General features: G+C 73.8%; 25 protein-coding genes. 16 read left to right on the top strand and 9 right to left on the bottom strand.

Features of this window, described 5'->3' with window-relative positions:
* The first annotated feature begins 7 nt into the window (after positions 1-7).
* On the top strand, positions 8-238 hold the full coding sequence (locus QOZ86_RS17105; protein ID WP_284493178.1) for a hypothetical protein: 231 nt from the start codon (positions 8-10) through the stop codon (positions 236-238).
* A gap of 176 nt (positions 239-414) precedes the next feature.
* On the opposite strand, the gene QOZ86_RS17100 is transcribed toward QOZ86_RS17105, so the two are convergent.
* From QOZ86_RS17100 to QOZ86_RS17090, 3 genes are all read right to left on the bottom strand, one after another.
* A complete protein-coding gene (locus QOZ86_RS17100) occupies positions 415-1,377 on the bottom strand; it encodes a cytochrome c oxidase assembly protein (RefSeq protein WP_284493177.1) in 963 nt (320 codons plus the stop codon).
* A gap of 112 nt (positions 1,378-1,489) precedes the next feature.
* Positions 1,490-2,413: a cation diffusion facilitator family transporter gene (locus QOZ86_RS17095; RefSeq protein WP_284493176.1), complete on the bottom strand. Its 924-nt coding sequence runs from the start codon at positions 2,411-2,413 to the stop codon at positions 1,490-1,492.
* 109 nt (positions 2,414-2,522) lie between these two features.
* On the bottom strand, positions 2,523-3,458 hold the full coding sequence (locus QOZ86_RS17090; RefSeq protein ID WP_284493175.1) for a M23 family metallopeptidase: 936 nt from the start codon (positions 3,456-3,458) through the stop codon (positions 2,523-2,525).
* Between the two features lie 10 nt (positions 3,459-3,468).
* Between QOZ86_RS17090 and QOZ86_RS17085 the strand changes: the two genes are divergently transcribed.
* The 4 genes from QOZ86_RS17085 (at position 3,469) to QOZ86_RS17070 (ending at position 6,825) form a co-directional block, all read left to right on the top strand.
* Entirely contained in the window at positions 3,469-4,404 is a 936-nt protein-coding gene (locus QOZ86_RS17085) for a hypothetical protein (RefSeq protein ID WP_284493174.1), read from the top strand.
* A 270-nt stretch (positions 4,405-4,674) separates the two neighbouring features.
* The gene (locus QOZ86_RS17080) at positions 4,675-5,346 is read left to right on the top strand and encodes an alcohol dehydrogenase catalytic domain-containing protein (protein WP_284493173.1); all 672 of its coding nucleotides are present in this window, start codon (positions 4,675-4,677) and stop codon (positions 5,344-5,346) included.
* A complete protein-coding gene (locus QOZ86_RS17075) occupies positions 5,343-5,855 on the top strand; it encodes an MDR/zinc-dependent alcohol dehydrogenase-like family protein (protein ID WP_284493172.1) in 513 nt (170 codons plus the stop codon). Before QOZ86_RS17080 ends, QOZ86_RS17075 begins: the two co-directional genes overlap by 4 nt.
* A 76-nt stretch (positions 5,856-5,931) precedes the next feature.
* Positions 5,932-6,825: an oxidoreductase gene (locus QOZ86_RS17070; protein WP_284493171.1), complete on the top strand. Its 894-nt coding sequence runs from the start codon at positions 5,932-5,934 to the stop codon at positions 6,823-6,825.
* Between the two features lie 2 nt (positions 6,826-6,827).
* Here the strand turns inward: QOZ86_RS17070 and QOZ86_RS17065 are convergent, their stop codons facing one another.
* The 4 genes from QOZ86_RS17065 to QOZ86_RS17050 form a co-directional block, all read right to left on the bottom strand.
* Positions 6,828-8,465: an ABC-F family ATP-binding cassette domain-containing protein gene (locus QOZ86_RS17065; RefSeq protein ID WP_284493170.1), complete on the bottom strand. Its 1,638-nt coding sequence runs from the start codon at positions 8,463-8,465 to the stop codon at positions 6,828-6,830.
* A gap of 39 nt (positions 8,466-8,504) precedes the next feature.
* A complete protein-coding gene (locus QOZ86_RS17060) occupies positions 8,505-8,765 on the bottom strand; it encodes a three-helix bundle dimerization domain-containing protein (RefSeq protein WP_284493169.1) in 261 nt (86 codons plus the stop codon).
* 380 nt (positions 8,766-9,145) lie between these two features.
* Positions 9,146-9,271 (bottom strand): hypothetical protein, encoded by a 126-nt coding sequence (locus QOZ86_RS17055; protein WP_284493168.1) that lies wholly within the window; start codon positions 9,269-9,271, stop codon positions 9,146-9,148.
* A 30-nt stretch (positions 9,272-9,301) separates the two neighbouring features.
* The gene (locus tag QOZ86_RS17050; RefSeq protein WP_284493167.1) at positions 9,302-9,880 is read right to left on the bottom strand and encodes a class I SAM-dependent methyltransferase; all 579 of its coding nucleotides are present in this window, start codon (positions 9,878-9,880) and stop codon (positions 9,302-9,304) included.
* A 231-nt stretch (positions 9,881-10,111) separates the two neighbouring features.
* Between QOZ86_RS17050 and QOZ86_RS17045 the strand changes: the two genes are divergently transcribed.
* Positions 10,112-11,173 carry a winged helix DNA-binding domain-containing protein gene (locus QOZ86_RS17045; RefSeq protein ID WP_284493166.1) on the top strand — a complete coding sequence of 354 codons (1,062 nt, stop codon included), beginning with the start codon at positions 10,112-10,114 and terminating at the stop codon, positions 11,171-11,173.
* A 19-nt stretch (positions 11,174-11,192) separates the two neighbouring features.
* Here the strand turns inward: QOZ86_RS17045 and QOZ86_RS17040 are convergent, their stop codons facing one another.
* Positions 11,193-11,636 carry a nitroreductase family deazaflavin-dependent oxidoreductase gene (locus tag QOZ86_RS17040; RefSeq protein ID WP_284493165.1) on the bottom strand — a complete coding sequence of 148 codons (444 nt, stop codon included), beginning with the start codon at positions 11,634-11,636 and terminating at the stop codon, positions 11,193-11,195.
* 110 nt (positions 11,637-11,746) lie between these two features.
* Between QOZ86_RS17040 and QOZ86_RS17035 the strand changes: the two genes are divergently transcribed.
* The 10 genes from QOZ86_RS17035 (at position 11,747) to QOZ86_RS16990 (ending at position 19,282) form a co-directional block, all read left to right on the top strand.
* Positions 11,747-11,920, top strand: a complete 174-nt coding sequence (locus tag QOZ86_RS17035) for a hypothetical protein (protein WP_284493164.1) — start codon at positions 11,747-11,749, stop codon at positions 11,918-11,920.
* A gap of 285 nt (positions 11,921-12,205) precedes the next feature.
* Positions 12,206-13,024, top strand: coding sequence for a hypothetical protein (locus QOZ86_RS17030; RefSeq protein WP_284493163.1), 819 nt, complete (start codon positions 12,206-12,208; stop codon positions 13,022-13,024).
* 1 nt (position 13,025) lies between these two features.
* On the top strand, positions 13,026-13,556 hold the full coding sequence (locus QOZ86_RS17025) for a phage holin family protein (RefSeq protein WP_284493162.1): 531 nt from the start codon (positions 13,026-13,028) through the stop codon (positions 13,554-13,556).
* 45 nt (positions 13,557-13,601) lie between these two features.
* A complete protein-coding gene (locus tag QOZ86_RS17020; protein ID WP_284493161.1) occupies positions 13,602-14,288 on the top strand; it encodes a DUF3618 domain-containing protein in 687 nt (228 codons plus the stop codon).
* Positions 14,289-14,487: 199 nt separating this feature from the next.
* Positions 14,488-14,928 (top strand): response regulator transcription factor, encoded by a 441-nt coding sequence (locus QOZ86_RS17015; protein WP_284493160.1) that lies wholly within the window; start codon positions 14,488-14,490, stop codon positions 14,926-14,928.
* Positions 14,925-16,712, top strand: coding sequence for an ATP-binding protein (locus tag QOZ86_RS17010; protein ID WP_284493159.1), 1,788 nt, complete (start codon positions 14,925-14,927; stop codon positions 16,710-16,712). The genes QOZ86_RS17015 and QOZ86_RS17010 overlap by 4 nt, the downstream gene beginning before the upstream one ends.
* Before the next feature lie 224 nt (positions 16,713-16,936).
* Positions 16,937-17,539, top strand: coding sequence for a TasA family protein (locus QOZ86_RS17005; RefSeq protein WP_284493158.1), 603 nt, complete (start codon positions 16,937-16,939; stop codon positions 17,537-17,539).
* A gap of 32 nt (positions 17,540-17,571) precedes the next feature.
* Positions 17,572-18,201 (top strand): signal peptidase I, encoded by a 630-nt coding sequence (locus QOZ86_RS17000; protein ID WP_284493157.1) that lies wholly within the window; start codon positions 17,572-17,574, stop codon positions 18,199-18,201.
* Positions 18,198-18,620 carry a hypothetical protein gene (locus QOZ86_RS16995; RefSeq protein WP_284493156.1) on the top strand — a complete coding sequence of 141 codons (423 nt, stop codon included), beginning with the start codon at positions 18,198-18,200 and terminating at the stop codon, positions 18,618-18,620. Before QOZ86_RS17000 ends, QOZ86_RS16995 begins: the two co-directional genes overlap by 4 nt.
* Complete coding sequence (locus QOZ86_RS16990; RefSeq protein WP_284493155.1) at positions 18,614-19,282, top strand: response regulator; 669 nt, start codon at positions 18,614-18,616, stop codon at positions 19,280-19,282. Before QOZ86_RS16995 ends, QOZ86_RS16990 begins: the two co-directional genes overlap by 7 nt.
* A 116-nt stretch (positions 19,283-19,398) precedes the next feature.
* On the opposite strand, the gene QOZ86_RS16985 is transcribed toward QOZ86_RS16990, so the two are convergent.
* Positions 19,399-20,106 (bottom strand): response regulator transcription factor, encoded by a 708-nt coding sequence (locus QOZ86_RS16985; protein WP_284493154.1) that lies wholly within the window; start codon positions 20,104-20,106, stop codon positions 19,399-19,401.
* Positions 20,107-20,224: the final 118 nt, after the last annotated feature.

The raw sequence follows: 20,224 nt of genomic DNA, 5'->3' as shown, positions 1-20,224 counted from the left end.
CGGTTCGGTGGGCTCCGCCGACGAGCCGTACGAGATGCACCGGCTTGCTTTCGGCGTCATCGCCATGACTGTCCTGCTGGCCATCCTCGACGCCACGATCGTCACCATCGCCCTGCCCGCGGCACCGCCGACCTCGGCATCAGCACGGCACAGCCAGCAGTGGATCGTCACCGCCCACACGCTGACCTTCGGCGGCTTCCTCCTCCTCGGCGGGGGGACCTGGTGTCGACCCTCATGATCGAGGCCACCACGGCGGACCTGCCGGTCGAGGGCGACGCCGTCGTCCACGCCGGGTGAGCCGTGCGCCGTCGTCCGCCGGACGGCACCCGGACCAGCGGCCGTATCGGCCCGGCCGAGTCCCCTCCCCCGAGGCCTCCGGCCGCCGTCGTCGCGGACCGTGCCGGCGGGAGCCGCCTACGTGTTGCGGTTCCCGGCGAGCGCGCGGAGGCGTGCGTTGTAGGCCACGAGCTCCGCGTCGCCGTCCCGGTCGGCCGCGCGGTCGAGGGTGCGGGCCCGCCGGTCATCGGACCGGGCCCACGAGAAGAAGACGACCGCGAGCACCAGCACGGTGGGCAGTTCGCCGAAGGCCCAGACGATGCCGCCGGCGACGCCCTGGTCGGCGAGCGGGTCGATCCCCCACCCGGCCGGCGGCTGGACGAACGAGTCGACGACGAGCGACCCGGCCATCATGATCGCCACCCCGAAGAAGGCGTGGAAGGGCACCGGCAGGAACAGCTCCAGCATCCGGCCGGGGTAGCTCATGGTCCGCGGCCACGGGTCCTGGGCGACGATCGGCCCGAAGAACAGCAAGCCGGTGACGACGAAGTGCGCCAGCATGAACTGGTGCCCGGCGGGGCTGGACATCAGCGTGTCGAACAGCGGCGTGAAGTAGACGCCGTAGAGGCTGGCGATGAACAGCGGCACGGTGAACAGCGGGGAGGCCACGAACCGGGCGAACCGGCTGTGCAGCGCGTCGAGCAGCAGCGCACGCGGCGCTCCCGCCGCACCCCGGCCGCGCGGGAGCGTGCGCAGGGCCAGCGTGACCGGTGCCGCCAGGAGCAGCAGCAGCGGCGTGATCAGTGACAGCACCATGTGCTGGGTCATGTGGATGCTGAAGACCACCATGCTGTAGCCGTTGAGCCAGGTGCCGGTGACCGCGAACAGCGATGCGGTGCCGCCGATCCAGGCCATCGTTCGCCACCACGGCCAGGCGACCCCGGAACGGCGCAACCGGACGACCGCCGCGAGGTAGACCACCAGCGCGACGATGCTCAGCACCGCCAGCACCGACCAGCCGTCCAGGTGGGGCAGGAACAGCCGTCCCCATGTCGGTGGCTGGTCGGGTACCCACATGCCCGAGTGGTGCCCGTGCTCCACCGCGATCTCCTCCTGCCTGCCCGTCGTGCCCCTCCACTGTCCCACCCGGTGACGTGCTGGAGCGGCCCCCTTCGCGGAGCCCGCCCCGAGCGGAGAGGAAGGGGGCCCTTCTTCAGTCGTGCACCGGCGCCTCGTGGGCGCCGTGGCCCGCCGGCTCCAGCTGGAACGTGCAGTGCGCCATGTCGAAGTGGTCGCCCAGGCAGGCGCAGAGCGCGTCGAGGACCCGGCCGCCGTGCCCGGCGGCCAGGGCGCCGTCGGAGATCACGACGTGCGCGGAGAGGACGGGTAGCCCCGAGGTGATCGTCCAGGCGTGGAGGTCGTGCACCCCCAGCACGCCGTCCACCCGGAGGATGTGTGCGCGCACCTGGTCGAGGTCCACCCCACGGGGCGCCGCCTCCAGGAGCACGTCCAGGGCGTCCCTGAGGAGCAGCCACGCCCGGGGCACGACGAGGAAGCCGATGACCAGGGAGGCGACCGTGTCGGCGGGCGTCCAGCCGGTGGTCGCGATGACTACGCCGGCGATGATGACGGCGACCGAGCCCATGGCGTCGGCCAGGACCTCGAGGTAGGCGCCGCGGACGTTCAACGACTCGCCCCGGCCCCGGTGCAGCACCGCGAGGCCGGCCAGGTTGACCGCGAGCCCGACGGCGGCGATGGCCAGCATCGGACCCGAGCTGACCTCCGGAGGATCCCCGACCCGGCGGATCGCCTCCACGACGACGTAACCGGCCACGGCGAGCAGCAGCAGGCCGTTGGCGACCGCCGCGAGGATCTCCGCCCGCTGCCAGCCGAAGGTGCGCCGCCCACGGGCAGGCCGCTGGGCCAGGGCCACGGCGCCCAGTGCCAACGCGATCCCGGCGGCATCGGTGGCCATGTGCCCCGCGTCGGCCAGCAGGGCCAGGGAGCCGGACAGGACGGCGCCGACCACCTCGGCGGCCAGGACGCCGAGGGTGAGCACCAGGACGATGGCGAGCCGGCGGCGCTGCGGCCCCGAGGCCGTCCCGGGCCCGTGGCCGTGCGCGTGGCCGTGCCCCATCACCCCTCCGCTTCCGCCGCTCCGGACCGGCTCCGAAGTCTCCCCCACCCGCGACGCCCCTCACCGGAGCGGTCCGGCAGAGGGCGTCGTCACCCACGGTGGAGGGCGGTCAGATCTGGACGCCGCGCTGCCGCAGCCACGGTAGGGGGTCCACCTTCTGGCCGTCGAGGCCGCCGACGTGCACCTCGAAGTGGAGGTGCGGGCCGGTCGACTGCCCCCGGTTGCCCAGCAGGGCGATCGTGTCGCCGGCGCGGACGATCTGGCCGGGCTCCACCAGGATCTCGTCCATGTGCCCGTACACGGTGACGTCGCCGTTGTCGTGCTCGATGTAGACGACGAGTCCGAAGCCGGCGGCCGGACCCGCCTCGAGCACGACACCGTCCATGACCGCACGCTCGGGCGTGCGCATCGGCGCGGCGAGGTCCACGCCCGGGTGCAATGTCCCCCACCGCGCACCGAACCCGCTGGTGAGCCGGGCTCCCTCGACCGGGTGGACGACCTTGGGACGCGCCGCCTCGGCTGCGATCCGTGCGGCCTCCTCGGCGGCGAGCCGGTCGGCCTCTGCCTGGGCGTCCGCGGCAGCAGTCCGCTCGGCGTCGCGGGCGTTGCGACTGGCCACCAGACCTCGCAGGTGCGAGGCGGCGTCCTCGTCGACCACGACCTGGGGGGTCGGTTCGAGACCGAGCTGCTCGGCCACGCTGACCGAGTGGCTCACGGCCCGGGTCTCGATCTCGGCCGGGGCCGCCGACGCCCCGCTGATGCCGAGCGCGCCGATGAGGGCGGCGGCGAGGTAGACGGCCGGCCGACGCCGCACCGCAGGCGGACGGCGGGTGAACAGGCCCGTACGCCCCTGGGCCGCGGCTGCGACGACGCCCCCAGCAGCGGCGAGCGGGGAGGCACCGGCGACGTCGGCCGACACGGGGGCGACGAGCGCTGGGGTCGGTGCGGCCGGCGGGGCGTCCTCGACCACGACCGGGGCGGTCCCGGCGGTCGCCGACCGGGTCTTGGCGAGGCCGGCGCCGACGCCCGACTCCTGGGCGCCCACGTCGATGGCGGTGCGCCTGTATGGCGTCGGACGGCGGGGCGCCGTGCTCTCCGCCGCGGTCACCTGCACCACCGCGGTACGGGCGGCGGTCACCATCGCCGTGCTCGACGTCTCGGCGCCGTGCCCGGCGTCGGTACGCCCGCCGGCCGGCCGGCCACGGCCGGTGGTGGCGGGCTGCTCCGTCGCCGGCCCCGCGGTGGCGGGCTTCGCCGCTGCCTTCGCAGTGACCGGCTTCGTGGTGGCCGGCTTCGTGGTGGCCGGCTTCGTGGTGGCCGGCTTCGTGGTGGCCGGCTTCGCGGTGGCCGGCTTCGCCGCTGCCTTCGCAGTGGCCGGCTTCGCGGTGGCCGGCTTCGCCGCTGCCTTCGCAGTGGCCGGCTTCGCGGTGGCCGGCTTCGCGGTGGCCGGCTTCGTGGTGGCCGGCTTCGCGGAGACGGCCTTCGACGCCGTCGCCTTCGTCGCGGCCGGCTTCGCGGAGACGCCCTTCGACGCCGTCGCCTTCGTCGCGGCCGGCTTCGCCGCCTTCGTCGCGTTCGCCTCGGCGGTGGCGGGCTTCGCCGTCGCCCTCAGCTCCGCCCTCGCGGCGGCAGGCGCCTTGGTGGCCGCTGCGACGGTGCGCGCTGCCCCGGCCGCCTTCCGCGTCGCAGCCCTGGCGGTCGTCGTCTTCCCGTTCACGACCTTGGCGGTGGCCGCAGTCACCGTGACAGCCTTCGCGCCGGCAGTCGCCGCACCGACGGTCCGGGTGGTCGAGCCGATGACCCGGCGACCCCCCGCGGACCGCGCCTTCCCCTGGCGCTGCGGCGGGATCGTGGAGCCGGCCGTGCCCTCGACGGCTGCGGTGGACGAACGGGTCGTCCGGCGAGCCGCGGTGGCCGTGGTGGCCACCGGATCGGCCGGCGCCGCGCCTTCCTCGGGGAGGCGGTCGTGGTGGAGCGAGCTCATTCACTGACTTCCGTCGGCGGACATTGCAAGCGGCTCCCGGGGAAGGGGAGCGGGGCACATGTAAACACGCCGTGATGGGTTCGTGATCTACGAATGGGGGTAGCGACCTGCAGATTCGTGATGCGGGTCACCAAATTTCACGCTTGTCTTTCGTCTGTGCGTGATCGTGGCTCGACCCAGCGTGAAGAACGCGCCGTAGATGGTTGAGAGTGGCGCGATCCGGCTCACGAAGGGGGCACCAGGCCCTTGTCAGCAATCCGATCGAGGGAGATCTCGCATGCGCGCAGTGACCTGGCACGGCCGGGGGGGCGTCCGGGTGGAGACGGTTCCCGACCCCACCATCCAGGACCCGACGGACGTCATCGTGGAGGTCACCTCGAGCGGCATCTGCGGCTCCGACCTCCACCTCATCGAGGTGCTGGCGCCCTTCATGACGGTCGGCGACATCATGGGCCACGAGCCGATGGGCGTCGTCCGCGAGGTCGGCCGCGAGGTGACCGCGGTCAAGCCCGGCGACCGCGTCGTCGTCCCCTTCAACATCAGCTGCGGCAGCTGCTGGATGTGCGAGCAGGGACTCCAGTCGCAGTGCGAGACCACGCAGAACCGCGAGCAGGGCATGGGCGCCTCCCTGTTCGGCTACACCAAGCTCTACGGGCAGGTGCCCGGCGGCCAGGCCGAATACCTGCGGGTGCCCTTCGGCAACACGCTGCCGATCAAGGTGCCCGACGCACCCCTCGACGACCGCTACGTCTACCTCTCCGATGTGCTGCCCACCGCGTGGCAGGCCGTGCAGTACGCGGGCATCCCGCAGGGTGGCAGCGTCCTGGTGCTCGGCCTGGGTCCGATCGGCGACATGGCCACCCGCATCGCGAAGCACCTGGGCGCCGGTCAGGTCATCGCCTCCGACGTCGTGCCGGAGCGGCTGGCCCGGGCCGGCGCAACGGCGTGACCGTCATCGACTCGACCGACCAGGCCGACGTGGTCGCGCGCGTACGCGACCTGACCGACGGTCGCGGACCCGACTCGGTCATCGACGCCGTCGGCATGGAGGCCCACGGCTCCCCGCTGGCCACCATCGCGCAGAAGGCCACCGCCGTGGTCCCCGACGTGATCATGGAACGGGTCATGACGGTGGTCGGCATCGACCGGCTGGCCGCGCTGAACACCGCCATCGAAGCCGTGCGCCGGGGGGGCACCATCTCGCTGTCCGGCGTCTACGGCGGGGCCACCGACCCACTGCCTCTGATGCGGATGTTCGACAAGCAGATCCAGCTGCGCATGGGGCAGGCCAACGTCTGGCGCTGGGTGCCCGACATCCTGCCGCTGCTCATCGACGGCGACCCGCTCGGCGTCGACGAGTTCGCCACCCACCGGGTGCCGCTGGAGCAGGCACCCGAGGCATACGCCAACTTCCGTCAGAAGAAGGAAGGCACCGTCAAGGTGCTCATCCAGCCGTGACACCGCGCCGGGCCGGTGGATCCCCTCCACCGGCCCGGCCGCGCATACCCCGCCGCGGGCGGGTAACGGCAGACCCATGACGACCCCCACCGCAGAGAAGTTCGGCACCTACCCCCTCGGCGACCGCGAGGTCTTCCGCCTCGGGTACGGGGCCATGCAGTTGACCGGACCGCACGTCATGGGACCGCCGGCCGACCGGGACGCCGCCATCGCCGTGCTGCGGCGGGCGATCGAGCTCGGGGTCGACCACATCGACACCAGCGACTACTACGGACCGGTGGTCGTCAACGAGCTGATCCGCGAGGCCCTGCACCCCTATCCCGACGACCTCGTCATCGTCACCAAGGTGGGTGCCCGCCGCGATGCCGACGGCGGCTGGCCCGAGGCCCTGGACGCCGACGACCTGCGCCGGGCCGTGCAGGAGAACATCGACCACCTGGGCGTCGAGGCCCTCGACGTCGTCAACCTGCGCATGCCCGGCTTCGCGGAGCCGGTGCAGCGCTCACTGGCCGAGCCGTTCGAGGCGCTGGCCGCTCTGCAGCAGGAAGGCCTCGTCCGGCACCTGGGCGTGAGCAACGTGACCCCGCAGATGTACGCCGAGGCCCACGCCATCGCGCCGGTGGTCTGCGTGCAGAACCATTACAACCTCGTGCATCGCGTCGACGATCCGTTGATCGACGCACTCGCCCGCGAAGGCGTCCCCTACACGCCCTTCTTCCCGCTGGGCGGCTTCACGCCGCTGCAGTCGGCCGCGCTGGAGACCGTCGCCCGCCGGCTGGAGACGACGCCGATGCAGGTGGCGCTGACCTGGCTGCTGGCCCGCTCCCCCAACCTCCTGCTCATCCCGGGCACCTCGTCGGTCGCCCACCTCGAGGAGAACCTGCAGGCCGCGGCCCGCGTGCTCGGGCCCGCCGAGCTGGCCGAGCTCGACCGCATCGGCGGCAGCGGGGAGCCCGACGTCGACCTCTGAGGTCAGCGCGCGCGGGCCACCCGGGCCTCGTCGAAGACCGGATCGGCCGACTCGTAGACACGGCCGTCGGCGCCGAAGACGAGGAAGCGGTCGAACGACCGGGCGAACCAGCGGTCGTGGGTGACGGCGAGCACGGTTCCGTCGAAGGCGGCCAGCGCCTCCTCCAGCGCCTCGGCCGAGAGGACGTCGAGGTTGTCCGTGGGCTCGTCGAGGAGCAGCAGCGTGGCCCCGGACAGCTCCAGCAGCAGGATCTGGAACCGCGCCTGCTGCCCGCCCGACAGCGTCCGGAACGGCTGATCCGCGGAGTCGGCGAGCCCGTACTGCCGCAGCGCGGCCATGGCCCGGCCCCGGTCGACGCCCTGTCGTCCGCCACGCCCGGCCCCGCCGGGCTCACCGTGCCACAGCAGGTCCACGGCCGTGCGGTCCTGCCACTCCGGGTGCGCGTGGGTCTGCGCGAAGAACCCGGGGACGACGCGGGCGCCCAATCGCCAGCTCCCGGTGTGCGCCACGTCCTGGCCGGCCAGCAGGCGGAGGAAGTGCGACTTCCCGGCGCCGTTCGCCCCCAGGACGCCGACCCGGTCGCCGTACCAGATCTCGGCGTCGAACGGCTTCATCAGCCCGGTGAGCTCCAGCTGTTCGGCCATGACCGCCCGGACCCCGGTGCGCCCGCCCCGCAGCCGCATCGCCACCTTCTGCTGCGGCGGCCGCTCCGGCGGGGGCCCGGCCGCCTCGAACTTCGCCAGCCGGGTCTGCATCGCGTGGTAGCGGTTGGCCATGTCGGGCGAGTTGGCCGCCTGCTGCTGCAACGTGCGCACGAGGTCGACGAGCCGCTGGTGCTCCTCCTCCCACCGGCGGCGCACGTCGGCCATCCGCTCGTGCCGGGCGGTGCGCGCCTCCGGGTAGCTGCCGAACCCGCCGCCGTGCACCCACGCCGTCCCGCCCTCCACGGTGACCACCCGGTCGGCGACGCGGTCGAGCAGCTCCCGGTCGTGGCTGACGAACAGCACGGTCTTGCGGGTCTGGAGCAGCCGTTCCTCCAGCCAGCGCTTCCCCGGTACGTCCAGGTAGTTGTCCGGCTCGTCCAGGAGCAGCACCTCGTCCGGACCGCGGAGCAGCGCCTCCAGGGCCAGGCGCTTCTGCTCCCCGCCGGACAGCGTGGACAGCGCGCGGTACTTGCAGCCGTCGTAGGGGATGCCGAGCGCCGCGACCGTGACGGTGTCCCAGGTGACCTCGGCGTCGTAGCCGCCGGCATCGCCCCACTGCGCGAGCGCGTCGGCATACGCCATCTGGGCGCGTTGGTCGTCGGTCTCCATCAACGCCAGCTCGGTCGCCTCGACGGCGGCCCAGGCAGCGCGGACGGCGGGAGGAGACAGGTCCACCAGGAATCGCTGGACCGTCGTGTCGTCGCGCACGGAGCCGATGAACTGGCGCATCACCCCGAGCCCGCCGGTGCGGGCGACGGCGCCTCCCTCGGGGGTCAGGTCGCCGGCGATGAGCCGCAGCAGCGTGGTCTTGCCGGCACCGTTCTCCCCGACCAGCGCCGCACGGGCGCCCTCGCCGACGCGGAAGGAGACGTCGTCGAGCAGCACCCTGCCGTCGGAGAGGGTGTGCCGGATCCCGGTCACGTCCACGTAGCCCACGCCGTCATCCTGCCCGGCGGGGCAACCGGGTTGCGGGGGTCAGCCGATCTGCCGGTCGAGGCGGTACCGCGCCAGCCGTTCGACCAGCTCCGGCAGCGCCCCGACCGGTGAGCCGCCCAGATCACGCCGGGAGTCGCGCACCACCCGCACGATCAGCTGCGGCCCCACCCGGCCGGCGAACTCCCCGCGCAGCCGGTCGACGGCCTGGTCGACCGACGGGTCCACCGTCTCCTCCGGGCGGGAGTAATCGGAACGCCCCGGGGTCGAGCCGGAGGCGCTGGGCGGAACGGCCAGGGTCATCGACGGTCCTCGCGTCTCGGTGAGCTGCGTGCCGGCCGGCTGGCGTGGCGATCCACACGTTGTCGTAACGCAACCTCGGACACCAGGGACCTAGGCCCTTCTTACGCGGGAGGAGAGATGGCGGAGGCCGTCTGACCGTTCCGTGAGCGCCCCTGTCCGGGGCGCCGGCGCTCACGCCACGCCGAGGCGTGGCCGGCTGGTTCCTGCTTCACCGGGCGGCACCGCCGCGACCTCACCGGCCGTGGCTGACACCCACCCGCCACAGGCGTGCCGAGGCGTCTCGGCTGACTGTGGGCATGGCCGGGCCGGCCCGATGCCTTCCGTGGCCCGGCTGCCGCGAACCAGCCGTCGACCCGCCGCTCTCCGTCGCCGTCCGGCACTCACCCCAGGGCGATCGAGAGCACCGTCGCGCCGGCGGCCAGCACCATGGCCAAGACGACGAGCGCGGCGACCAGGCGCCGTCGTCGTTCCGCGTCCCGGCCCCCGGACCCACCCAGTCCCATCACGCCGCAGAGGCTACCGGCGCACAGTGCCCGTCAGCCCGGTCGCCGTCCCCAGAGCAGGGTGTCGATCGCGGGACCGTCCGGTGTGTCTCGGCGGACCTGCTCCAGCCGGTCGACGTCGAGCATCCGGGCGATGGGACCCAGCCGCGCCACGCTGTGCAGGATGCCCGGCTCCTGGGGGCCACCCACCCCCTCGGTGAGGTTGGCGACGTCGTGGCCGAGGACCAGCAGCCGGCCACCGGCCCGCAGCCAGCCGACGGCCCGGGTCAGCAGGGCGGTGGTCTCCGGCTCGGGCAGGTGGAGGTAGGCGACCAGGACGAGGTCGAGGGAACCGGGGGCAGCCGTCCAGCCGGTGACGTCCGCGGTCACCCAGTCGACGCGCTCGGCCCCGGGCCGCTGCCGGCCGCGGCTCAGGCCGGCATCGGCGAAGTCGACGGCGGTGACCCGCCATCCCTCCGCGGCGAGCCACAGCGCGTGCCGGCCCTCACCCGCGGCGAGGTCGGCCGCGGCACCGGGCGGCAGGCCGGCGAGCAGCTCGGCGACCAGACCGTTGGGCTCGGCCGACCACTGCGGCCGCTCGGCGTAGCGCCGGTCCCAGTCCTCCGCCCGCACGCCACCAGTGTCGCAGCGCGGACCCGCCGTCGCCGTCCGGCCGAGGCACGCCGTGGGTGCTCGCCGTGATCTCGCTCGTCGTCATCGTCACCATCGGACTGCTCGCCGCCGGGCCCCACGGTCGCTCGCGCGTCCGGCACGCCGCCACCGGCGCCGGTCGAGGTTCTCGAACGGCGCCCGCGGCGGCGGTGGCAGCTGGATCTGTCCCCACCACCTGGGACGGTGGCCGGCGTGACGACCCTGCACGACATCGCCCTGATGCGGCTGGTGGCCCATCGGCTCGCGGGCCCGGCCGCCGACGACGTCCCTGCTGCGGTGCGCCGGATGACCGCCGTCCAGGGACAGGACTTCCCCGGGGCCGTCACCTCGGTCGCCCTGCGCACCGCCGGGCGGCGGCGCGCGGATGTGCTGGCCGCGCTGGACAGCGGCGCGGTCGTGCGGTCGTGGCCCATGCGCGGCACGCTGCACCTGCTCGCGGCCGAAGACCTCCCCTGGATGCTCGAGCTGCTCGGACCGCGTGCCCTGGCCGGGCTCGCCGGCCGCAGGGCCCACCTGGGGCTCACCGACGCCGACGCCGAACGCGCCCGGGAGCTCGCCGTGGCCGCGCTGTCCGGCGGCCGGCAGCTGTCCCGGGCGGCGCTCCTCGCCGTCCTCGATGACGGAGGTGTGTCCGTCACCGGCCAGCGGGGCTACCACCTGCTCTGGTTCCTGGCTCAGACCGGCACCCTCTGCCTCGGCCCCACCGCGGACGGCGACCAGCTGTTCGTGCTGCTCGCCGAATGGGTGCGGGAACCCCGCCGGCTGACCCGGGACGATGCGCTGGCCGAGCTGGCGCTCCGCTACTTCCGCGGGCACGGCCCGGCGACCGTCCGGGACCTGGCCCGCTGGGCCGGCGGAACGGTGCGGGACGTGCGCGCCGGGGTCGCGGCCGTGCGCGACGCGCTGGCCTGCCTGCAGGTCGACGGCGCCGAGTACTTCCTCGACCCGGAGACGCCGGACCGGTACGCCGCGCACCGGGAGCAGGCACGGGAGCCGCTGGTGCTGCCGGGCTTCGACGAGTACGTCCTCGGCTACGGCGACCGCAGGGCGATCCTCGACCCGGAGTTCGCCGACCGGATCGTGCCCGGCGGCAACGGCGTCTTCCGGCCCACGGTGGTGCTGGACGGCCGGATCACCGGCACCTGGCGGTTCGCCGGGCGGGGTGCGGCCCGAACCGTCCAGGCCGAGCCGTTCACCACCTGGGACGACGACCTCACGGCGGCCGTCCCCCGCCTGGCCGCCGCGCTGCCCTGACCCGTGCGCCGCGCCGGCGTCAGCGGCGCTCGACGAGGAAGACCGGGATCTGCCGCTCGGTCTTCTCCTGGTACTCGGCGTAGGGCGGATAGGCGGCCACGGCCCGTTGCCACCACCCGTCCCGCTCGGCACCTGAGATCTCGCGGGCCACGCCGTCCCACGGCTCGGGGCCGTCCTGCACCGTGACCTGGTCCGGGTGCGCCCGCAGGTTGACCACCCAGGCGGGATCGCTCGGTGCGCCACCCTTCGAGGCGACCATCGCGTAGACGCCGTCGTGCTCGACCCGCATCAGCGGCTGCTTGCGCACCTTGCCGCTCGAGGCGCCGCGGGTACTGAAGATCGCCACCGGCAGACCGGTGTCCAGCAAGGTGTTCGCCTCGCGGCCGCCGGTCGCCTCGTACCGCTCGACCTGCTCACGGACCCACTGCTGCGGACTCGGCTCGTACTCCCCCTCTAGCGGCATGCCTCCGAACCTAGGACCGGGCGAGCGCCCCCGCGCGGCGACCCGAGTCGCGGACGCCCCCGTCCGGTGGCACGGTTCGACGGCCGGGCCGTCGGGAGGAGCAGCACGGGATGCGGTACAGCGAGGGCGCCGACCTCGACACGTCGAACGTCCGGGACGCCCGCCGTGGGGGCGGGAGGTTCGGCGGCGGCCGCTACCGGGAGACCGTCGCCGCCGGCGAGCTCCCCGAGGGCGTCGCGGCCTTCGCCGAGCGGCGGCCGCCGCACTTCCCCTGGGCCGGCTGATCTTCCCGTTTGATCACCCCGCCGCTGCGGGTACCACCCCGGCTGCGCGGAACGAGCGGCAGTGAGACGGTGCAGCGCGGCGCCGATCTTCCCTGCGACCCCGATCCCGCCCCGAGACGCATGGACGCGCCGGGTGGACTTCCGTCAACTCCCCCGCCCGACACCACGGGGCGCCGACCACCGTCATCACGGCCGCCCGGGCCGGTGCAGAAGCCTCCCGGATGTGTGCCGCAACGGCGGAGGGGTAGCGCTCCCACCGACCACGAAGCATGCCGAGGAGGACCGATGACTCACTCCATCGATGCCCCGTTCCCGCCACCGGTTCCGGCCACGACGGGCACCACCACCAACGACGACTCGTCGACCAAGGGCGCGGCCAAGGACGCCGCCAAGGAGACCAAGGACGTCGCCAGGGACGAGGCCCGCAACGTCGGGCAGACCGCCGCCCACGCCGGCAGCCAGGTCGCCTCGACCGCCGCCGACCAGGCGAAGCAGGTCGCGCACGAGACGCAGCGGCAGGCCAAGGATTTGGTCGAGCAGGGCCGCTCGCAGCTCAAGGACCAGGCGGTCAGCCAGCAGCAGAAGGCGGCCGAGGGCCTGAACTCCATCGCCCAGCAGATGCGCGACCTGGCCGATGGCAGCAGCGAGGGCGCACCCGGCCCCGTCCGCGACCTGCTCCAGCAGGCGTCGGGCTCGGTCGAGAGCTTCGCCTCGATGCTGCAGAACAAGGAGCCCGCGGAGCTGCTCGACGAGGTCCGCCGCTTCGCCCGCCGCAAGCCGGGCATGTTCCTGCTGGGTGCCGCCGTCGCGGGCATCGCGGCCGGCCGGCTCACCAGCGGCGCCAAGGCCGCGCACAGCGACTCGGGCTCGAGCAACGGCGACAACGCGTACCGGAGCACCCCGACGAACTACGTCGACCCGGCGCCGACGTACTCGGAGTACTCGGCCGCGACCACGGGCGTGGCCACCGGCACCGGCACCGGCACCGGCGCCCCGCTGCCCCCGCCGCCCTACGGCACGGTGCCCCCGGCAGGTGCCGTGGTTCCCCCGGCGACGCCCGCGGGCTGGGACGACCCGGCCCGTCGGCCCGGTGGGGTGGCCTGACATGAGCACCCCCTACTCCGGGGCCACCCCCTCGGGGGCGACGCCTCAGGGCTACGCCGAGCCGACTCCGCAGAACTACGCGGCCGACTACTCCGAGGGCAGCCAGGCCTACAGCGGTGACCGCGGAACGCCGACCACCCCGAGTGGGGACCCCGACATCGGGGGCGTCTCGGTCGGGGCGCTCATCGGTGAGGTGACCAAGGACCTCTCCACGCTGATGCGCCAGGAACTCGAGCTCGCGAAGGTGGAGCTCAAGGTCGAGGCCAAGAAGGCGGGGCAGGGCGCCGGCATGTTCGGCGCCGCCGGTTTCGCCGGCTACATGGTGGCGCTGTTCCTCTCCCTCGCCCTCATGTGGGCCCTGGCCAGCGCCATCCCCGCCGGCTGGGCGGGGCTCATCGTCGCCGTCCTCTGGGGCATCGTCGGCGCCGTGGCCTTCTCGATGGGCCGCAAGAAGTTCCAGCAGGTGAACCCGAAGCCCGAGCGCACCGTGGACAGCCTGCAGCAGGTGCCCGGCGCCCTGAAGCCCAACTGACCACCCGAACGCTGAAGTCTTTCGAAACGGCAGGAGCCGATACCAATGACCAGCAGTGACCCGGACGTCATCCGGCGGCAGATCGAGGACACCCGGCGCGAGCTCAGCTACGACGTCGACGCCCTCAACGAGAAGGTCAACCCGTCCCGCGTCGTGGACCGTCGGGTGACCGCGGCCAAGGGCCGCGTGAGCGGCCTGAAGGACAAGGTGATGGGCTCCGCCCACGACACCATGTCCACCGCGCAGGACAAGATGCACCACGCCCAGGGCAGTGCATCGGACTCTGCGGGGTCCATGCAGGACAGGGCGGCCCACGCCAAGGACTCGGTCCAGCAGGTGCCCCAGCAGCTCACCCAGCAGGCCCAGGGCAACCCGCTGGCCGCCGGGCTGATCGCCTTCGGTGCGGGCTGGCTGGTGTCCAGCCTCCTGCCTGCCTCGCAGAAGGAGCAGCAGCTGGCGCAGCAGGCCGAGTCGGCCTTCCGCGAGCACAAGGACGAGCTGCTCCAGCCGGCCAAGGAGGCCGCGCAGGAGATCGGTGAGCAGCTCAAGCCGGCCGCCCAGCACGCGATGGAGGAGGTCAAGTCCACCGCTCAGGACGCGACCGACACCGTCAAGCAGGAGGGCCAGTCCGCGGCCCAGGACGTGCAGGGCCAGGCCCAGCAGTCCAGGGAGTCGGTGCAGGGCCAGGCCCAGCAGTCCAAGGAGTCGGTGCAGAACAAGTCCAGCTACTGACACCGGGGGTCCCCGCCCCTTCGCCTGCGCCCCGCCGGGTTCTCCCGACGGGGCGCAGTGCTGTCCGGGCGAGCTCCCACCCCAACGGGTGAGCCGCCGCGGCCCCCGCTGCAGGCGCCCCGTCGGCGCGCCGTTCTTCCCCGGGACGACGCCATCGGCCTGCACCAGTGGTGCGGGACCACGACAGACGGGAGCCACCGTGGACCCGGCCCTGCACTCCCCTGACGGCGGTCACCACGCCGCGGCCGCCGCGACGGGGAGGACCCGGGTGCTGGTGGCCGACGACGAGGACGACATCCGCCGGCTGGTGTCCCTCGCGGTCCGCAAGGCCGGGTGCGAGGTCGTCGCGTCCGCCCCCGACGGCACCGCGGCCCTGGCGGCGGCACGGGCCGAGCTGCCCGGCCTCGCCGTCCTCGACGTCTCCATGCCGGGCGCGACCGGCCTGGAGGTGTGCGCCGCCCTGCGCGAGGACCCGGCGACCGCCGGCATCCGCATCCTCCTGCTCTCCGCGGGCGCCTCGCCCGACGAGGTGGCCCGCGGCCTGTCCGCCGGCGCGGACGCCTACCTGGCGAAGCCGTTCACCGTCGCGGGTCTGGTGCAGCAGGTCCGGGCCCTCGCCGTGCGGGAGCCGGTGGCGTGACGACCGCCGTCCTCGATCGCCCGGACACGCGGCCCCGTCCGCGTCACCGGCTCCTCTCCCACCGCGCCCGGCAGGCCGCTGCCCGCGGACCGCTGGCCGGCACCATGGTGTTCACCGTGGCGACCGTGCTGCTGCTGGTCGGCTCCGTGCCGGTCGTCGACCGCGCGCTGGTGCTGAGCGGGCTCGCCCTCGCGTTCGGCGCCCTCGCGGTGGCGTGGGTCGCCCGCCTGCCGGCTGCCGCCCCCGCATCCCTGGCCGTGCCGGTCGCGCACGTAGCCGCCACCGGCCTCCTCTACGCCGGGACCGCCGCCCCGACGACGCTGTTCCTCCTCCTCGGCCCGGTGTGGGCACTGTCGGCGCACCCGCGCCGCCGCGGCGTACCGATCGCCGTCGCCGGGACGGCGGCCGTTCTCCTCGTGCCGCAGCTGCTCGACGCGCCGCTCGCCGCGTCCGCCACCCTGCCCGGCGCGCTGGTACTGGGTCCGCTGGTCGTCGCCGCCGGCAGTGTGGCGGTCAACGCGAACACCCGCCGCGCAGTCGCGCAGGCGCAGGCCATCGCGCGGCTGCAGGGCGAGCGGGCCACCCTGCTGGCGCAGGTGCAGAGCCGGGCCGACGAGCTGGACACCGCCTCGCGGATCCTGGCCGCCCGCGCCCAGACCATGACCAGCGTCATCGACGCCGTCACCGAGCAGTCCATCATCGGGACCGACCGCGACGGCACCATCCGGGTCTGGAACCCGGGTGCGGAGAAGATGCTCGGCGTCCCGCGCCCCGACGTCGTCCGGACGCGCTCGATCCTCGACTTCCACCTCCCGGAGGAGCTCACCGCGGCGGCGGAGGACGGCGGGTCGCCCACCGGGCTGGACGCCCTGGTGCACGTCGCGCGGGAGAACGGCAGCGACGTCCGCGACTGGACCTACGTCGCCGCCGACGGGCGGCACCGGACCGTCTCGGTCGCCATCACGGCGCGCTCGGACGACCGTGGCGCCCACGCCGGCTGGAACTTCGTGGGCACCGACATGACGGAAGTGCGCGCCACCGAACGGATGAAGGACCAGTTCGTCAGCTTGATCAGCCATGAGCTGCGCACGCCGCTCAGCTCGATCCTCGGCTACCTCGAGCTGGTGATGGACGACGAGGACCAGCCGCTCACCGAGGAGCAGCGGCAGTACCTGTCCACGGTGGAGCGCAACGCCCAGCGGCTCCTTCGGCTGGTCGGCGACCTCCTCTTCACCGCCCAGGTCGAGAGCGGCCGCTTCACCCTGCAGCCGGCCGAGGTGGACCTCGCCGGCGTGGTGCGGGCGGCCGAGGAGACCGCCCGGGTGGCCGCGGCCAACGCGGGGGTGCAGATCGTCGTCGACGTGCCCGACGAGGGACTCGTCGTCTCCGGCGACGCCGTCCGCCTGGGGCAGGCCTGCGACAACCTGGTCTCGAACGCGGTGAAGTTCACGCCGGCCGGTGGACGGGTCGACCTCGTCCTGCGCCCGGCCTGGCGGACGCCCGACGGCGAGGTCGTCGACGTCATTGCCCCCGACGCGGTGCCGGTGGCGCTGCTCTCGGTCGCCGACACCGGCATGGGGATCCCCGCCGGCGAGCAGGGGCAGATGTTCACCCGGTTCTTCCGGTCCTCCAACGCCCAGCGCAACGCAGTGCCCGGCGTGGGCCTCGGGCTCACCATCACCAAGGCGATCACGACCGCGCACGGCGGGACGCTGGGCCTCGAGAGCTCCGAGGGCGTAGGCACCACCTTCACCATGACACTGCCCGTCAGCCTCGCCGGCTGACCACCACGGGCCGCACTCCCCGCGCCCCCACTCCCGCCCGGGAGCTGGGGCGCGGTGCTTCCCCAGGGGTTCGCGGCCCGCCCCGAGCACGAGAGGGGGAGGAGGGAGTCCTTTTCTTGCGGATCCCTTGCGGAACGCTGGCGGGTGGCCTGCGGTTGGGCCGCCAGAGTCCTTGATGTCACCGGAACACCGGTGGCCTCACACGGATCCAGGAGACGCAGGACATGAGCGCGAAGACCGCCGCCCTCGCCACCAGCCCGACCGCCCGCAAGATCGTCGGCTCGCTCGGTGTCATCGGCGCCGCTGCCGCCGTCGCCGGCATGGGCACCTTCGGTACCTTCACCGACAGCACCACCCCGGTCACCGCGACCATCGCCTCGGGCACCGTCGACATCGACCTCACCGGCCCGGCCGTGGACGTCGCGGTGGACGCCACCGGCTTCGTCCCGGGCGACTCGGTCACCGGCATCGTCGTCCTGGCCAACAAGGGCACGGCGCCGCTCGGCTCGGTCACGCTGAGCTCGAGCGCCGCCGGCGACACCATCCTCACGACCGACGTGACCAACGGTCTGCAGATGGCGCTCAAGTCCTGCTCGGTCGCCTGGTCGGCCGACAAGACCTGCGCCGCCGGGGAGACCGTGCTCAGCACCGGCCCCGTCACCGGCACCCGGACGCTCGTCGACCCGGCGTCCCTGGCCGTGGGCGGCACCGACCACCTGGCCTTCACGATCTCGCTGCCGACCACCGCCGACAACGCCTTCCAGGGCCGGTCGACCTCGCTGAGCCTGGTCTTCACGGGCACCCAGCGCACCGGCACCGCCAGCTGATCCCGGCCTGACGACCCCACGGAGACCTCGCCATGACCGCCACCCTTCCCGTGTCCCGCCCGGGGGCAGCCGCCGAGCTGCCCCCGGCGGAGGACACGCGCTCCGCCGCCGGCCGCCCGGCCGGCCGGGTCGCCCGGACCCCGGGCCGCGTCGCCCCGTGGCTGGTCCGCGGAGTGATGGGCCTGGCTGTCCTGGCGTTCCTCGTCCTGGCCGTCGGCCCGCACGTGCTCGGCTACCGCACCATGACCATGCTGACCGCGAGCATGGCTCCCGAGATCGAGCCGGGTGACGTCACCATCGTCACGCCGATCGCGATCTCCGAGGTCACCGAGGGCATGGTGATCACCTACCACAAGCCCATCGCCGACCGCAGCCTCGTGACCCACCGGGTGGTGTCGGTCGAGACCGGCAGCGACGGTTCGGTCCGGGTCCAGACCAAGGGCGACGCCAACCGGGCGGTCGACCCCTGGACCGCCAGTCTCGAGGGGGACACCGCCTACGAGCTGCGCGCCGTCCTCCCCGAGGTCGGCCACCTCATCCAGGCGCTGCGCACCCCGGTCGTCTCCCAGGTGCTGCTCTACGGGGCCCCGGCCCTGCTCGCCGGCTGGCTGCTGCTGACCATCTGGCGCCCCACCCGCGACGAGAACGAGGAGCGAGCATGAGCCGCATCCGCCGCGCCCTGGCCGTCACCGGCCTCGCGCTCGCCGTCGCCGTCGGCGTCGCCGTCCCGGCATCGGCCACCTTCGCCGACAGCACGGCCGCCAAGGCCACCATCGGCACTCTCACCGTCGCCGCGCCGTCCTCGGTCACCGTCACCGACGGGTGCCGAGGCTGGCGGTACACGGCCACCGTGAGCTGGCCGGCCAGCACCACGCCCCGCGGGGTCACCGGCTACCGGGTCATGGCGCACCTGAACACCGGCAAGTCGGTCGTACTGGGCGAAACCGACGCCAGCACCCTGTCGATCAGCATCACCGTGTCCCGGAGCTACCTGAACTATCGTCCGCGGGTCTCGGTCATCACGCTGACCAGCTACGGCTGGACGGCGGAGACCCCCCGCTCCGCGGTGCTGACGTGCTGACCGCCCTCGTCGTCGATTCCGACCCGACGACCCGCGACCAGGTCGCCGACCTGCTGCGCCTGGGCGGCTGGCAGGTGCAGCTCGCCGCCGGCCCCGAGGACGCCGTCCGCCACGCCCTGATCGCCGAGGTCGACCTGGTGGTCACGGACGCCGAGCTGCCCGACGGCGGCGGCACGGAGATGCTCCGCCGGATCCGGCGCAACGGCTCCCGCGCCCGGTTCGTCGTCGTCACCGCCGATCCGACGGCCGAGGTGCACCAGGCGGCCGCCGCCGCCGGCGCGCTGTTCACGCTCGCCAAGCCGGTGACGGCGCGGGCGCTCCTGGACTTCCTGCGCGGCCGGACCACGGGGCCGGCTGCGCAGGCCGGGCGGCCGGCCGGCGGTGCTCCGGAGGACGCCGACCTGGTGGACGTCGCGCTGATGGCCCGCCTGCAGGGCCTCTACGCCGATGCGCTCCCCGACCGCCTGTCGGCGATCGACTGGCACACCAGGGCCGGGAACGCGACCGCCGTCGCCTCCGCCGCGCAGACCCTCGCCGGCACCAGCGGCCAGCTGGGTCACCCCGAGGTCGCCTCGGTCTGCCAGGCCATCGCCGCCGACGCCCGCCGCGGGGTCCTGGCCCATGCCCGGGTCACCCAGCTGCGCGAGCTCGCCGGCGTTTGATCACGGCCCGGGACGACCCGGTGCGCCCCTCCCGCCCGCTTAGGGGCAAAGGAAGCTATACCTGCGTCCTGGACCACCGATACGGGTGCATAGCCTCCTATGCCTCGAGGCGGGGGTCAGGCGACGAGCCGGTAGCCCACTCCCCGGACCGTCCGGATCTCCGGAGAGCTCAGACCGGCGGCCACGAGCTTGCGGCGCAGGTTGGACATGTGCGCCTCGACCAGCCGGAGGTTGCCCTCCCAGTCGGTCTGCCAGACCTCCCGCAGCAGCGTCTCCCGCTGGAGCACCCGGCCCGGGCGGGACGCCAGGGCAGCCAGCAGGTCGAACTCGGTACGGGTCAGGTCCACGACTGCGCCGTCGACCCGCACCTCCCGGCTCTCCTCGTCCACCTCGAGCTCGGCGAGCCGGCGCACCGGCTCCGGGGCCGCGACGGGGTCGGTCGTGACCGCCGGCATCGTGCGCGGAAAGCGAAGCATCGCCTGCACCCGCGCGGTGAGCTCCCGCGGCGAGAAGGGCTTGGCCATGTAGCCGTCGGCACCGACGGCCAGCCCGATGAGCAGGTCGACCTCCTCCGCGCGTGCGGTGAGCATCAGCACGTAGCACGGCGTCTCGGCGCGGATCTGCCGGCAGATCTCGGTCCCGTCGGCATCCGGCAGTCCGAGATCGAGCACGATGAGGTCCGGCGGGTCCCGCCGCACCTCGGCCAGCGCGTCGGCGCCCGTGCCCACGGCGCGCACGGCGAACCCGGCCCGCTCGAGCACCGTGGTCACGAGCTCGCGGATCTCCTGGGTGTCCTCCACCACGAGCACGGACTGCTCCGGCACGACGACTCCTCCTCGACTGTGCATCACCGGTGGGAAGGTCGGTCCTCCCGTACCCGACCGGGTGATCGGCACCGCATCGCCGCTGCTTGAGCACCCGGTGGCTCCCCCGGTCGGGTTC

The organism is Blastococcus capsensis (assembly GCF_030165005.1).
Classification (GTDB): Bacteria; Actinomycetota; Actinomycetes; order Mycobacteriales; family Geodermatophilaceae; genus Blastococcus; species Blastococcus capsensis.
This window is presented reverse-complemented; position numbering and strand designations above follow the sequence as displayed.

What these genes read in the sequence shown, in the direction of transcription:
- QOZ86_RS17095 (WP_284493176.1), bottom strand. Translation starts at nt 2,413, where the DNA reads ATGGGGCACGGCCACGCGCACGGCCACGGGCCCGGGACGGCCTCGGGG.
- QOZ86_RS17080 (WP_284493173.1), top strand. Translation starts at nt 4,675, where the DNA reads ATGCGCGCAGTGACCTGGCACGGCCGGGGGGGCGTCCGGGTGGAGACG.
- QOZ86_RS17070 (WP_284493171.1), top strand. Translation starts at nt 5,932, where the DNA reads ATGACGACCCCCACCGCAGAGAAGTTCGGCACCTACCCCCTCGGCGAC.
- QOZ86_RS17060 (WP_284493169.1), bottom strand. Translation starts at nt 8,765, where the DNA reads ATGACCCTGGCCGTTCCGCCCAGCGCCTCCGGCTCGACCCCGGGGCGT.
- QOZ86_RS17040 (WP_284493165.1), bottom strand. Translation starts at nt 11,636, where the DNA reads ATGCCGCTAGAGGGGGAGTACGAGCCGAGTCCGCAGCAGTGGGTCCGT.
- QOZ86_RS17035 (WP_284493164.1), top strand. Translation starts at nt 11,747, where the DNA reads ATGCGGTACAGCGAGGGCGCCGACCTCGACACGTCGAACGTCCGGGAC.
- QOZ86_RS17030 (WP_284493163.1), top strand. Translation starts at nt 12,206, where the DNA reads ATGACTCACTCCATCGATGCCCCGTTCCCGCCACCGGTTCCGGCCACG.
- QOZ86_RS17025 (WP_284493162.1), top strand. Translation starts at nt 13,026, where the DNA reads ATGAGCACCCCCTACTCCGGGGCCACCCCCTCGGGGGCGACGCCTCAG.
- QOZ86_RS17020 (WP_284493161.1), top strand. Translation starts at nt 13,602, where the DNA reads ATGACCAGCAGTGACCCGGACGTCATCCGGCGGCAGATCGAGGACACC.
- QOZ86_RS17005 (WP_284493158.1), top strand. Translation starts at nt 16,937, where the DNA reads ATGAGCGCGAAGACCGCCGCCCTCGCCACCAGCCCGACCGCCCGCAAG.
- QOZ86_RS17000 (WP_284493157.1), top strand. Translation starts at nt 17,572, where the DNA reads ATGACCGCCACCCTTCCCGTGTCCCGCCCGGGGGCAGCCGCCGAGCTG.
- QOZ86_RS16995 (WP_284493156.1), top strand. Translation starts at nt 18,198, where the DNA reads ATGAGCCGCATCCGCCGCGCCCTGGCCGTCACCGGCCTCGCGCTCGCC.